The sequence below is a fragment of the Aeromonas sp. S8(2024) genome (assembly GCF_041403085.1).
Lineage (GTDB): Bacteria > Pseudomonadota > Gammaproteobacteria > Enterobacterales > Aeromonadaceae > Aeromonas > Aeromonas dhakensis.
The window spans coordinates 39449-53081 of sequence record NZ_JBGLRF010000001.1 but is presented as its reverse complement, the minus strand read 5'-3'; the positions used below and the strand labels follow the sequence as shown (position 1 = coordinate 53081).

Annotated in this window: 13 protein-coding genes and 1 pseudogene; 8 read left to right on the top strand and 6 right to left on the bottom strand. The window is 44.7% G+C overall.

The genetic code is table 11. The features are described from left to right. The first annotated feature begins 783 nt into the window (after positions 1-783). Both ACB031_RS00235 and ACB031_RS00230 read left to right on the top strand, forming a co-directional pair. Positions 784-1869, top strand: a complete 1086-nt coding sequence (locus ACB031_RS00235) for a cache domain-containing protein (protein ID WP_252410889.1) — start codon at positions 784-786, stop codon at positions 1867-1869. Then, on the top strand, positions 1809-2348 hold the full coding sequence (locus tag ACB031_RS00230; RefSeq protein WP_252410890.1) for a GGDEF domain-containing protein: 540 nt from the start codon (positions 1809-1811) through the stop codon (positions 2346-2348). Before ACB031_RS00235 ends, ACB031_RS00230 begins: the two co-directional genes overlap by 61 nt. Positions 2349-2720: 372 nt before the next feature. Here ACB031_RS00230 and ACB031_RS00225 read toward each other — a convergent pair whose 3' ends face one another. Continuing rightward, positions 2721-3173, bottom strand: a complete 453-nt coding sequence (locus tag ACB031_RS00225) for an antitoxin Xre/MbcA/ParS toxin-binding domain-containing protein (protein WP_058059824.1) — start codon at positions 3171-3173, stop codon at positions 2721-2723. A 111-nt stretch (positions 3174-3284) separates the two neighbouring features. On the opposite strand from ACB031_RS00225, the gene ACB031_RS00220 reads away from it, so the two are divergent. Together ACB031_RS00220 and ACB031_RS00215 are read left to right on the top strand one after the other, a co-directional pair. Next, entirely contained in the window at positions 3285-3476 is a 192-nt protein-coding gene (locus ACB031_RS00220; RefSeq protein WP_058059819.1) for a hypothetical protein, read from the top strand. Between the two features lie 595 nt (positions 3477-4071). Then, positions 4072-4479, top strand: coding sequence for an H-NS family nucleoid-associated regulatory protein (locus ACB031_RS00215; protein ID WP_042024860.1), 408 nt, complete (start codon positions 4072-4074; stop codon positions 4477-4479). Positions 4480-4876: 397 nt separating this feature from the next. On the opposite strand, the gene ACB031_RS00210 is transcribed toward ACB031_RS00215, so the two are convergent. The 4 genes and pseudogenes from ACB031_RS00210 to ACB031_RS00195 form a co-directional block, all read right to left on the bottom strand. Next, positions 4877-5704, bottom strand: a complete 828-nt coding sequence (locus ACB031_RS00210; RefSeq protein WP_371139110.1) for a Fic family protein — start codon at positions 5702-5704, stop codon at positions 4877-4879. 66 nt (positions 5705-5770) lie between these two features. After that, positions 5771-6004 (bottom strand): annotated as a pseudogene (locus tag ACB031_RS00205) (DUF4172 domain-containing protein); the annotation flags it as partial. 614 nt (positions 6005-6618) lie between these two features. After that, on the bottom strand, positions 6619-7722 hold the full coding sequence (locus tag ACB031_RS00200) for a DUF3289 family protein (RefSeq protein ID WP_371138793.1): 1104 nt from the start codon (positions 7720-7722) through the stop codon (positions 6619-6621). A gap of 228 nt (positions 7723-7950) precedes the next feature. Beyond that, positions 7951-8157, bottom strand: coding sequence for a helix-turn-helix domain-containing protein (locus tag ACB031_RS00195; protein ID WP_371138792.1), 207 nt, complete (start codon positions 8155-8157; stop codon positions 7951-7953). Between the two features lie 118 nt (positions 8158-8275). Here ACB031_RS00195 and ACB031_RS00190 point away from each other — a divergent pair, with 118 nt between their 5' ends. Next, entirely contained in the window at positions 8276-8851 is a 576-nt protein-coding gene (locus tag ACB031_RS00190) for a hypothetical protein (RefSeq protein WP_252410900.1), read from the top strand. A 165-nt stretch (positions 8852-9016) separates the two neighbouring features. Here ACB031_RS00190 and ACB031_RS00185 read toward each other — a convergent pair whose 3' ends face one another. Beyond that, the gene (locus ACB031_RS00185) at positions 9017-10789 is read right to left on the bottom strand and encodes a hypothetical protein (protein WP_371138791.1); all 1773 of its coding nucleotides are present in this window, start codon (positions 10787-10789) and stop codon (positions 9017-9019) included. Positions 10790-11155: 366 nt separating this feature from the next. Between ACB031_RS00185 and ACB031_RS00180 the strand changes: the two genes are divergently transcribed. The 3 genes from ACB031_RS00180 to ACB031_RS00170 are packed head-to-tail and all read left to right on the top strand — an operon-like array spanning position 11156 to position 13158. Beyond that, positions 11156-11404: a hypothetical protein gene (locus ACB031_RS00180; RefSeq protein WP_203132605.1), complete on the top strand. Its 249-nt coding sequence runs from the start codon at positions 11156-11158 to the stop codon at positions 11402-11404. A gap of 39 nt (positions 11405-11443) precedes the next feature. Further along, positions 11444-12046 (top strand): hypothetical protein, encoded by a 603-nt coding sequence (locus ACB031_RS00175; RefSeq protein ID WP_252410903.1) that lies wholly within the window; start codon positions 11444-11446, stop codon positions 12044-12046. Next, complete coding sequence (locus tag ACB031_RS00170) at positions 12043-13158, top strand: hypothetical protein (protein ID WP_252410905.1); 1116 nt, start codon at positions 12043-12045, stop codon at positions 13156-13158. The genes ACB031_RS00175 and ACB031_RS00170 overlap by 4 nt, the downstream gene beginning before the upstream one ends. Positions 13159-13633 lie beyond the last annotated feature (475 nt).

Sequence of the window (13633 nt, the reverse complement as noted above, 5' to 3'; positions counted from 1 at the left end):
GTAGATCTGATGTACTGACAGTATATTACAGTAGGTAGACCTATGATTTCGAGCCATCTCATCTTTGATGACAGGAGCAGTGTTTGCACTCTTGGTAGCGTGGTTGTCGCTCGCTCGACAAACAAGAGCTCGCCTAGAATCCCCCTAGTTTTATTCGACCATCCTAGCAAAAAGTCATTCCGCAGTTAACTTGTTTGTCATTAATGAACTAACCTCATATCATCAAGTCTCCCAGTTTTTGCATCTGGATGTTTCACGATGGTCAGAGTCATTTTTCAAGCCAAGGTACATACCTCCGTTGACTCAGGCGGGTGGGTCGAAGTCCCACATTTATGCTTGCAACACTGCGTTATAGAGGACTTTAAGGCTCACCCTCGCTGGAGAAGATCCATCTCATCTTTAGAGCTGGATGAGATTCTCGAACAGCACACCACTAGGTTGTTTGGGGAGGCCAGGCGATTAGATCTGAACACTGTGCCTGAAGGTGTCTCTGTAGATGTGTTCGGGGCTTTGGCTATTGTTACTATAAATTTGATGCAGTGTGACACATACCATTGAAAATATAATATATTCAGACACTTATGGCTTTAAAGCTCAGGCCATCGTCTTCATCGTAGACAAACCTTAACGTTCAGATTGTATGAACGGTAGTAAGTAGTTATCGAGCAAGTCGTCCTGAGGGGGCTCGTTCAGGTTCGAGGAGGGTGATCACAATGATGGGCTCATTTAAATCTTTCTGGTATGGTTAGCCCATCAGATTTTTTCAGACAGGATGTCGGTGTAATGAGTGATAAAACCCAGTGGAAAACATGGTCATTGATTTCCCGCATGCGTCTTGGGTTAGTTCTGCTTTTCGTCCCCATATTAATTCTCGGGGCCATTTATTACTATCATATGACCGTCACTCTGCAACGTGATTTACAGCAACAGTTAGTATCCAAGAATGATCAACTTCATAATGTTTTGATTAAGCCATATATTGATACCCTCACAACACAGTTTGAGCTTATCTATCGCAATGTTGATTATAAAGACTTTATAGATAACAAGATCAAACATCAGTCTGAATACTTAAAGGACTGGCGGCGTTATCAGGAAACTGCTGGGCTACAATACATCTATGTTGGCACAGAGCATCGACAATTACTTGTTCATCCTGAATGGCAACCAGACTCGAATTTTAACCCACGCATAAGGCCATGGTATCAACTTGCCGTTAAAAATAAAGGTAAGATGGTTTGGACTGAACCATATTACGACTACATTTACGGAACGCTATCACTCTCATTAGCTAAAACAATTGAAGACCCGACAGGGAAGTTAGTTGGTGTCTTTTCAATTGATACATTACTTCAACCTATATCAAAGTGGCTTAATTATAAGCAAGATGCTGGGTATCAGATGTTGGTGAATGGGGCTGGTAAGATGCTAGTTCATCCTGATAAAGAACTAATGTTTACTCCCATGAAAGATATGACCTGGCTTTCAAAGTTCACAAAAGAAAAAGGCGTATTCCATGATAAAGAATCTGGGATGTTTGTGGCATATAACAAAGTCGATGGTCAAGACTGGATCTTGGTTAGTGTTGTTCCAGAATCTACATTACAAGGTGTCATTGAGAGTGTGTCGCTTAATGTTCAAGGTGTCATCGCGCTAACATGCATCCTTTATTTGTTACTCGCATTGTCATGGTCTCGTTATTTTCAACGCATGCTCAATGAGCTATACAATGTTATAAGGTCAAGTCGTAACAATTCATTAAAATCACCTAAGAATAGAATGGTTGAGTTATCACATGTTATGACGAAGTGGCAAAATCGACACATGAATTATCAGAAGCTCGCTTACAGGCTAATGTTGACCAACTGACAGGTTTATACAACCGTAGATTTTTTGACATAAAGCTTTCTCAGCTATTAAAAAAGCAAGAGCCATTTTATTTAGCACTGTTAGATTTAGATGACTTTAAAAAAGTGAACGATACGTTCGGACACCAAACTGGTGACTCTGTATTAAAAAGAGTAGCGAAACTTGGAAATTCAATTTTTTATGAGCATGGCTGGTTCTGTCGATATGGTGGAGAAGAATTAGCTGTATTGTTTGAAGTGGGCTCTGGGAACTTGGCGATATCTTTACTGGAGGCATTAAGGCATGGTGTTGAGCATCTGGACTGGCGTGAAGATGCTCTTCGAGTAACACTCAGTGGTGGGGTTGCTGTTAGTAAAAAAGATATTAGTGCAAAAGAGCTTATAAATGCAGCTGACATTCAGGTTTACAACGCTAAACGCGATGGTAAGAATCGAATTTACGAGTGCATATCAATAACCACTGTTCATGACACCAAGTAGCGTGAATCCCGTATGATTGATATATGTGCAAGAATTAAATTGAAGTTTTACTATTCAGTGCCTTAGGCACTAATTTAACCAGTTATTGTAAGGGTATCTCCTTCGATAGAATTCGTTGTTAGATTGTTATGACATTCAATTATGAGTGTTTGTTGATGAAATAATAGCCGTGGGTGTACAAAACTGGTTTATCTTCGCTGCGTAGCAGCGGAATAATGGTGAGCTGCTTAAATTTCATTGAAGCTCTCATAATTAGTAAATGGACAGTTTTCCGAATTTTTCAAGTGGGGTAAATGAAATAAATTTCAAAAAATGATGGGGTTGATTGTTTTTTAAGCATTCCGTGGGGATTCGCCTATCAGAACCCTCGATTTAGTTGCACACCCCATGCTGAATCCGTCCCACCAAATTCACAACAGCCTGAACCCCCATCGGTGTATTCAGCAATGTGGCTGGAGCCACGCCACCGAGGCCCCAGGCTGGTCTGTTTAGCCATGACAACGCCTTGGCAGTATCGTTCTTGTTGAGGGATAGTGCCGCATCGAGGGCCTGCACAACGCCGTATACCCTGGCGCCCTGAGCGGTTGATAGAAGAGCTCCAATCCTAAGCTTGTGAGCAACAGTACTCCGGTTCATGCCTGCTAAGCGGCATATCAAACCTATGTCTGCACTCATCAATTCAGCCAGTCGATGAATGATGCCAGGAGCAACGCCAGCCACGATCCATAGATGTGCTCCTAGTGGGTCACGAGGAATACCAAGACCTTCTAGGAGACGGTTCGGAGTAACTGCGTCACTACTAGGATGATAGGTTGCATAGGGCATCATGTAGCACTCCTCATTGTACAAACACGACCTCTCATGAGCTATCCTACCCCAAACTGTCGTTTTGAGTGGAAAATTAACAACCAAATGCCCCTGCATTGAGGAGGGCTGATGACCGAGTTGGTCTGTACTGAACCAGGTTTAGGCATTGAGCTGGGGACTACTTTTCAGGTTCTATCGGAGAACGGCTCTGAATGGGAAATCCTGTTGGGGAATGAATACCGCAGGATCAACAAACGCAGCGGGCGCGTTACAGGTTGGAAAACACCTCCAAAATTTGAGTGCAAAGGCATCCAAAAATAACATATCAAATAAGTGCTCAATGCTGGTTATGCCAGTAATAATGTTGACTAGCGGCTTCACCTTTCATAGAATCAAGGCACAGGGAGATTCGCTACCCTAAGTGCGAAGTTGAAACAAGGGAGAGTCGCTACCCTGAGTGCGAAGTTGAAAAAATGCTGAAACCCTGCCTCGTTGCGGGGTTTTTTGCTTTCTGGAGACATGGATGTGTAGTGGCCTAGTCATCCAAGACTTCCTCTTAAGTTAAGAGGGGCGAAGTGTCTGGATCCTCAAGGGGCAAATCTAAAATTTCTTATCATCGACTCATTCTGTGAGCCAATGATATTGTCCTATCGGCTCATTTCGTGAGCCGAACAAGATCCTTCATCGGCTCATCTGGTGAGGTGGTCTCAACGCTCACTGCCACTTGGATTTAATTTTTAGCTACATATTTTCATAGCAGATTGGAGCTAGGCCAATAAGTAGATCCAAACGCAATTTAGCTCAGGATTTTTAAATGATGCTTTTTCGAATCATCTTGGTGCCAAAAACAGTGGAGCTGATGCTGGGATTGAGAGATAATTTTCCTGATATAAAAATGTGATACATGAGGATAAAAATGAACGATTTTTTGAAAATACTGATGAATATTCGTAGTCTGCGAGCTGCATTGCGCGAGCTCTCTTTCGAGCAGCTGGTCGAAATCAGAGAAAAATTCGAAGAGATTTTTGCTGAGCGTGAGCAGCAAGAGAGCAAATTGAGAGAAGAGTCCGCTGAACGCCTGCAAAAACTGGCTGAGTTTACCGAGCTGCTGAAACAAGCGGGCATAGATCCGAGTGAGCTTGTTGGTACTGCAACCACTGCAAAAGCAGAGGGTACAGTAAAGAGCAAGCGCGCTCCTCGTCCTGCAAAATACAAATACACCGAAGACGGTCAGGAGAAAACCTGGACTGGCCAAGGTCGCATGCCCAAGACCATCGCAGAAGCAGTGGCTAATGGTCGTGCATTGGAAGAGTTTTTGATCTAGTGCTGAGAGCCCATGCCAGCTCGGCGTGGGCCTTTAATTCTATCTGTAGTAGGAGCACCGTATGGGGAGGACATTGGAGGATATGATTTCATCCGAATCACCCGAGGTTGTCCAGAGAGCCAAGGCTCTGGCCGAAGAGCAACTGGTACGTCTCAGTGTGACCAAACTGCTTTCAAATCTCGGGCCTGGTGATGTTCCTACAATAGATCCCGATGTTCTCGATAGTTTGTTATCACTCAAAAGATTAGTTGAGAGCCATGACTGTCGGTTAAGTCTATTCGTTCATATGCCTGACGGCACACATCATGGCGTCAACATTTAACTAAATAGCGTCATTTGTACACCAATCGCAGCTTTCATCTACCAGATGAAATTAACGCCCCATGGCGATGCTTTTTCAAACTCCCTCGGTGTGCAAGCGGATCTGATAGCGTGTATTGCGTCCGCCACCAGGTAATTTCTCAATGCACCCCCTACCCACCAATTCGGCCAGATGGCGTGTAGCCGTCGCCTTGCTGACTCCGGCGACTTTTTGATATTGGCTGGCGTTGATGCCATTTTCAAAACCTTGTTGGCCGCCATCCAATAAACGGTTAATAACCTTGGTTTGCTCTGGACTCAGACCATCATGACAGTGCTGCAACCAGAAATGTTTTTTGGCAAGAGAACGCTCAATAACCTGTAATGCCAGCTCTATGGCGTAATCCAGTGTGTCGAGGAACCAACAGATCCAGGAGGTAATATCTAGCGGGCCCCTCTGCGCTGACTCAAGCGCCCGATAGTAGTGATCCCGCCGATCTAGCATAGCAACTGACATGGTATACAAACGGATGCTTTGGCTGTCAGCCTGTGACAGCGCAAGATCGGTCAGTGCCCGCGCTAACCGCCCATTGCCATCATCAACGGGGTGCAGCGTCAGAAACCAGAGATGGCAGATCGCCGCACGAAGCAGTGGATCCATCGTGGGGTCATGCCGAGTCTGGTTAAACCAGCGGATGAACTCGGCCAGTTGATCGTCCAGAGCTGCTCTGGGCGGTGCCTCAAAATGCACGGTGGGGCGATCAACACGCCCAGAGACAACCTGCATCGGCTCATCTCCTCGCAACTGTCCTACATTCACTGGCTGCACCGACCATTCGTTGGCAGGGAACAGCCAACGATGCCATTGGTAAAGCCTCTCAATCGTCAACTGTTGTTCATGGTTGTCGATGGCGTCCAGCATCATGGCCGCGAGCCCCTCTGAGCGATCTGACACGGGATAGGACTGAGTTTGTGAACTCCCTAACCGCCTAGCCAAGGAGGAACGCACGGATTGGGCATTGAGACGCTCACCCTCAATAGCGGATGAGGAGATGATGTTAGCCAGTAACGTATCCAACGTTTGGTCGGAGTTCCCCAATCTGGAATGACTACCTATTAGCATTCCCAACCTGCGTTGCACCTGCCGTAATCTGGGCAATATCTCGCTATCCTGCCAACGAAAATGGGGCCAATCTGCTTGTTGCCAAATCCAAAATGGTTCCATTATTTCCTCATTCAACGTGCCAGGGTTTCAATAATGAGCCGAACCAGCCCATCATTCGGCTCACTTTTAGAGCCGAATATATCACATGCTGCTCACCATAAGAGCCGGTAATGAGGGGGGGGGCAGCTCCAGGCTGAAAAATCTCAGACCGGAGCTGACGAAAAACTGGATTTATTGCTGTTGGAATGCGCTATAGCAATTCGTAGATAGACCTGGCGGGAACTCATTTCCGTTTAGGATAGACCTTGTGAGCTTGCTGCTTGCGCTGCATGAAGCCACGCCCAAGAAGATGCCATTAGGTCTACTCATTCATATGCCTGACGATACTCACTAATATTGGGATGCCAGTCTAAGCCACCAGAAGAGAAGGATCGAACCACCGAGTAGATTGCCTGCCAAGTATTTCCAAGAGCGATCTGACAAGAACAAAATCGCCCCCAGTATCGTTATCAAACCCCAGAGATAGGGCATGAGCAGTACATATAGGCCAGTCAGTGAGTATTCATCGTTGAACCAATCATAGACAGGTTGAATGAACAGGATCGATGCATTCAAGAGGTGATAGAGCATGAACAACACGAATACCCATGTTCTCTCTGTCTTCACGGCTGCGCTCACTTTAGTTCCCCTTGGAATGGATAGCTGAGTTCAATGACGGTCAAAAATGGCTTGTAGGCAAAACGCTTGTAGTGTTGAAGAACAAACCAGCTTCTGAAACCGGACGCCAGGCCGTAGAACTTGACTCTTCCGGTCGTGGGGTCAGGGCCAATGTCAGGATAATCGAGACCAAAGTGGTCATATAGTGTTACTTTGATCGTGCCCTTGTAGAAATCGCCAAACTTTTCATATGTCGTGATTTCCGCCTTGCCTGCCCAGACATCGTTAACCGCAATTGTGAGGCCCTGCACCTTATCCGCCGCAGAGTTGAAGATGGGTAACCGAAAGCCTGAGGTCTTGTTGTATTGCTGCATCAAGTCACTCAGAACAAGCTTGTTCACATCACCATCAAGTTCGGCCAGCTTTGCTTTCACTTCCTTGATAAGGGTATCTGAGAACTTGATCGTGGTCGGGTGAGCTCGCGCTGCTCTCGTCAACGCTTGGTTCCGGTATTCACCACCCTCCGATTTCTCGAATTTGGCGATCATGGCCAGAATGTTCATCTTCAAGTCGCCAGTTGCAAACAATGTGGCCATGTTGCGGAAGCTACTAAAGAACACCTTGGGGTCAGTCTTTTCGAGATCGCCAATAAAGCCGTCATCTCCCATCTTCCCCACGAACATGGGGATGGCCTTGATCTGCTCTGCCGCCATCCTGCCATAGGTCATATCTTCAGCGGGGCTGCCGTCAACATTCTTACCTGGCTCGCGCTTTGACTTGTAGATGAGCACAGGTACACGATAGGTTGTGGCTGACGTTGTATCGGTTTTTGGCTTGAGAGCAGGAGGAGTGGTTTCTGCCTTAGGGCGCTCTTTCTCTGCCGAACCAAACCACATTGTCGGCTTGGCCTGGGCATATGCCGACTTGATGGCCTGCTCAAACTTGGGCGTCCCCCTCACCGAGATTTGGTCTCCCTGAATAGTACAGCAAGCAAACACATCAGATTGCATCCCCAATACGACTTTTGAACCGTCATCAAGGCTTCCAGCCACAGGGCCTAGAATACGTTTGAACTCGTCCTTGGTAAGTTGGTGGATGTCTCTGAGGTCTGGTTTCTGCATGTATAAAGGGCTCGATGAAGAGTAGTGAGAGGGTCACTTTATCATCAATGAGCCAATCGAGGCCATATAGGCATTTTCTGAAAACGGCAGTTTGTGACGCTTTCTATAAATAGGCAACAGGGGGGCTTAATAGCTAAGCTGGCAATGATGCTAATTGCCATCACTGTGAATAATGATAGGGGAATTTAGTTTTATCAGGATGAAGAGATAATTATTTGGCAAATATATCTATGGCAGCAAATCGCGAATGTTACATCCCATTACCCTGGCAAGACGATAAGCCTTTTCCAGGGTGACATTGACCTCACCACGCTCAATTCGTCCTACGTAGCTTCTATCAATTTCGGCCGCATGTGCGAGTGCATCTTGCGATACGCCCAATTGAAGCCGTCTATCACGTACAGCATCACCAAATTTTTTTGCTAGCTCTTGCATGTCTCGCCTCTCTCTGGCGAGCACTATCTCTGGTTGTCTGGCTTACGGCCACGGACTATAATCCGCAATCGAGTTTAGATCCCCACTAATTGTTTTCGTTCGAGACCAAGGATTGCTTATGAGCACCCAGACTGTGTGGTTACCAACCGCACTCTACACCGCACTCATTCGATTGCAGATGGATGATTTCACTACAACGGAGTGCGTGAACGCAGTCTTTGGTGACTCAGAGTACAATCAGGCCCATAAGAGGCGATACGGCCTCGTTTATCGTAATCTGATGAAGCTGGTCAACGCAGGTTTCCTGGAACGGAGAAATGTTGATGATGTGCGATTGTATCCAAGTTTCGTTAAAACCCCTTTGTTTCATGATGTGAACTTTCAGGAGGAATTGAGTGACCCAGAGGTTCAGGAAACTCCGGAGGTTCAGGAGGCTCAGCAATACACAGAGGTATCGAATGATGCTCTCTTAGACGAGTTAAAAACGAAGGCAAATATCTACCGCATCGAAATTCAGGAGTGCCAGGCAGCAATTGCTGAATACAATAAGCTGCAAGCAGACTACCCTGCTCTGGATATGGCTATTGAGCATGCTCTCAGGGATAGATATAAGGAATATAGTGACTTACGTGGCAGGTTAGCTGCCGTGGAGGAGGTGATGAGGGCTTTGGGGAACACCGAGTCTGGCCGCTAATATCACCCCTTCTATGTATAAGCCGATTTCAACTACATGACCTCAGATGTATGTTATTTTTAGGTCATGTAGTTTAACACAGCACGGCTCATTCATATACCTAGCAGTACATATAATATGTGTCAGCATATGATGTACAGAATACTGTTTAATACTGTTTTCTTGCTATACATCAATTAAATAGCTTTCATCCATTTCGGGATGAACTTCAAATCTCTCTGTGGGAAAATAAAGACGACCAAATTCTTTCGGGAGATTATCTAGTCGTTCAAGTGAATTATTTACTCTAGAGCATTGGTCTAGACTTAAATAGAAACGATGTTTATCTAACCAATTTCTAGGATCATGGAAATTTTCGATAGTTGCATTTTCTAACCGAGTTACATGCAGCTCAATCATGCTACGACTTACCAATGGCCTGAGCATAGGGATGATATCAACTGTCCGGTCATCAGACACGACAATAGCTAGTCTTCGATGACTCCCTTTATGAACATAACGTACTCCAGAGTTGTAGCGAGAGCCTCTTGATGGTGTACATTGTTCGGTCGCCTCGCCATCAAGAATGATCCCGATAGCATGACAGAAACCCGCAGGATCTAGAATTATGGTTCCATCGATGCCACTGACACTTCGGAGTAATTCTTCAGAAAGAAGTGTTGGCTCAATACATGTACCCTGCTTGCTAAGACGACGAGCTTCACTAGCCGCATCTTTGGCAACAATAATCATACTCCCGTGTTCTTGGCGAACTTGAGCCATCATCAGGTGCCACAGGTTTAATCCATGTTCATGTGATGTCTCAGGAAAGAGTCGAGCATAATTTGCAAGGAATGCAGCCTTATCAAAAGGTTCCTTAGGTAATTTAGGTTCAGCATAATGACTGCGAAGTAATGCTTGATTGCCACAACGTAATTCCCAGTGATAATGGTCGATAAACACAACTGAAAATGCATCTTGATTACGGGGATCATACCATTCCTTAAGCCTCCCCAGTCCATAGATTCGCTGGCTGTCCGCAATAATGCCAATACCTGTTGTTGCCATCTGTAAAACTTTCCTAACCCACCTTGGTTCACGAAGCGTCACAGGTTCAGCAAACTTAACCATAAATTCGACTACATCATTCTTGGGGTCAACAAGGATAAGATGTCCAATTCCCTTCGAGCCTTCATACATTAGGGAAGAAACAAGATTTAATGTAGCAAACAGATCGTCATGCATGTACTGCCGCTCGATTGATAACCCTGGGGTGTGCATGAAATTTTTCGCAGCAATACGGACGATTTCTTCTGCATCTCTCATACTGCGATGTGTATAACGTCCAGGTTCAGGCTTGTTTAACCCCTCTGTTGCCTCATGCAGAACAGCCGCCATAGCTGAATGGATGAGACTACGATATCCACTTTGATTATTGCCTTTTCTGAGTGGCTGGTGATCTAACGGGGGATACTGCAAGAACAGGCTATTTGGGATCTGTATAACAGGAGTTACATAGTGGTCATCGATGCGCCTCACTGCACCGCAGAACGAAGTTACATGATGTTCTTCATCAAAGCTTTTTAATGCCTGTTCTACCGATGCACGCACTGAATCTTGGCGCATCCACTCCGGCTTATCACGCATACTCGGAGCATCACCAAAACACAAATTCTGCATTTCATGGTTATTGTAAGCAAATTCAATAGAATCAATTAGGTTATCAAATAATGACAGCGGCCATTTTCCATCTTCTGGCTCGATGCACACAGGATTCCGGTTATCGCTGCTTGGGCTTCGAGCACCAACTAGAATCACTTCCGCTTCTGAAGGAGCCCCCAGTCTTTTAAGCACATCGCGAGCTAACCACTGAATCTGGTTCCTATAGTGGCTTTGATATCCCCACATGAAAAGGTTGATGTAGTGTCCACCCATTGCCAATCCACCGTTGTTGTTCACGTTCAGTTCTCAGCGAATGCTCGCTTCGCTAGCCAAGTTCCAGAACCCTAAATGCATTCACACTGATTCTGAATGAGCAGGAGCCTGTCTCAATCTTCAGGTCGCTGAAACTATGGCGCTTACTACGCCATACATGAACATTACGTTATCACACGCCCCCATTTGAGGATAATGGCAATAAAAAATGAGAAAACTCAAAGGCTTGATGGGCAGTGGCTGAGCTCCCCAGTCAGTTCAAAAAACAACCTTGATGATACATCAATCGTTTTCCTTGATCGCCTCAATCGGATCGGATATCTTCATGCTGTGTAAACATACAGCACCATATGTAGTGTTGAATAACGTAATTTGATACAGGATATAGTCATGACTACGAACAGTAAAACTACTTCCGATAGAGTCGCAACACTTGCTGGGCAGGTGCTCAACGATACAACCTCCTCTGCCACTGCGCGCTCCCTTGCGGCTTCCGCGCTGTCTCAGGCTAGGGCTGGGAAGCAAACTGGTGCTGAAATGGAGACGTTTGCCTCCATGGTGCTACAAAGCAGCAAGTACAGCGAAACGTCAAAGACCCTGGCTGCCAGCATCTTGGCACAAGCCAATAAAGAGCGATGAATAGCAGGATTATGTTATTACGCATGAAAGGATTGGCATATGCATGATTACGCTGTTTTTGGTCATAGTAGAGCGACAATAGGTCGATATCTCGGAACAGCATCAGTTATTCTTACTGGTTTGATATCAAGCGTTATTCTATGGTTGCACCAAGTAGATGGTTTCAGTTTTATGGCTGGAGCAACAGTTTCAACTGCTGTTGTATATTTTTCCTTACATTGGATTTTTAATAACTATGTATGGAAAGTACCACTGTTTAAAATTCCAGATTTAAATGGTGTTTGGTCTGTCAGAGGTGAAACGCTCTCCGAAGATGACGGTGTGATAAAGTATAACTGGGCAGCTGAAATTGATATTGAGCAGAATTGGGAAAAGATATCTATAAACTTAAAAACCAAACAAAGCTCCAGCGAAAGCTATACGGCAACTCTTGCTAAAAAATCAGGAACCCGTGGTGGCTGGGTTCTTCATTATAGTTATAGTAATTCTCCTGATGCATCTCAGTTCCACGAATTGAACTCACATAGAGGTTACTGTGAAGTTATCTTTGATAAGGAGCTAACTTCTGGTGACGCTGCATATTTTAATAGTAATGGAAGACGAACTTTCGGAAAAATGTACCTGACGCGAGGTGATAAATGATCAACTTTAGTGACCGTTTGAAAAAATTGAAGGAAAGGCGTCAGGGTACGGCTCAGCGCTATGCACTTGATCAAGGTTATACTGCATTATCTGCTGCATATGATTATCGCCCACAAGAAAGCTATGAAAAGGTCAAAGACAGTGATGCGATAAAGTATGTAATTGGTGCGATGGCACCAGTGAGCGCTAAATCAACTCAAGTTTCAATAGATGAAGGGGAGCGTGTAGCTAATACATTGGTTGGCATGCTCGAAACAGACCATATAAATACTGAATTCAGGCTTCAAGGTTCTGTCGCTTTAGATATTCATATTGAAGGACACTCCGATGTCGATATGTTGATTCTTAAAAGAGATGTAGTTCTTGTCCAACAACCAGCACTTCCATCAACTAACTACACAGATACCTCTGACAAGCGGCCTATGCTCGATAAAATTAAAGAAATCCGCTTGGCATCAGAAGTTAAACTGACAAGCCGATACCATCAAGCAACTGTTGACTGCTCGAATAAAAAATCGATATCAATAAGTGGTGGCAGCCTTGCTCGAAAGGTTGATATTGTCCCAAGTTGTTGGTATGACACTTATGATTATCAACGTTCAGGTCAACAACATGATCGCGGTGTTAGAATTTATGATAAAGAAAAGCATGCGTTTATCGAAAACAAACCTTTTCTCCACATTAAGAAAGTTGATGATAAGGACTTTATTTATGGAGGAAGCCTTAAGAAAGTCGTTCGGTTGATGAAGAATATTGTGGCCGATATGCCAGATTATAAAAAGAAAGTAGCCAAAAATCTTACAAGCTTTGACTTAACTAGCATTGCGTATCACATGGATGCTCAACTGACATGTCCTGAATACTTTCCCCTGCTACTTCTTCACAGGCTTGATCTCTGGCTGCAAAAGTTAAAAGATGATAAAACTCTAAGAGATTCACTAAAATCTCCAGATGAGGTTCAGCCTATTTTCAATAATTTTGAAAAAGATGATGCTCTTGAGATTCTTAGCAAGGAAGTTTCTGACTTGGCAGCCTCTGTTTATCGAGACCTGTACCCATATGATAGAGAGAAAGACATAAGCAAATTTGCATATAAATATATTTATGTTTAGGCAAACAATTAATTTCCCGAAAAATATTACCTCCTTTAACCATGGCCCCAATGGGGCCAATGAGTAACATCGTAGGATCTTACTATTATTTCTCAGGTTGTCTGACCCAATGATGAGGACTATAATCCTCACCCTGATTTTGATTCCTACTAATTGTTGTCTTTCGAGACTGAGGGTTACCTATGGGCTCCCAAACGGTGTGGCTTCCAACCGTACTCTACACTGCACTAATTCGGTTACAGCTGAACGATTTCACTGCACAGGAGTGCGTAATCGCTGTATTTGGTGACAAGTTAAAGCGCCCATCAAAACATAAATGCTATGGACTCATATACCGCCATCTGAACAAGTTGATCGGTATGGGTCTTTTGAATAGGCGCAGTGTGGGCAATAAATGGTTTCGTCCAAATTACGTCAAAGCGCAGCTGTTTGATGAGGTTAGCTTTCGGGAGGATCTACTTGGCCCACAGGTTCC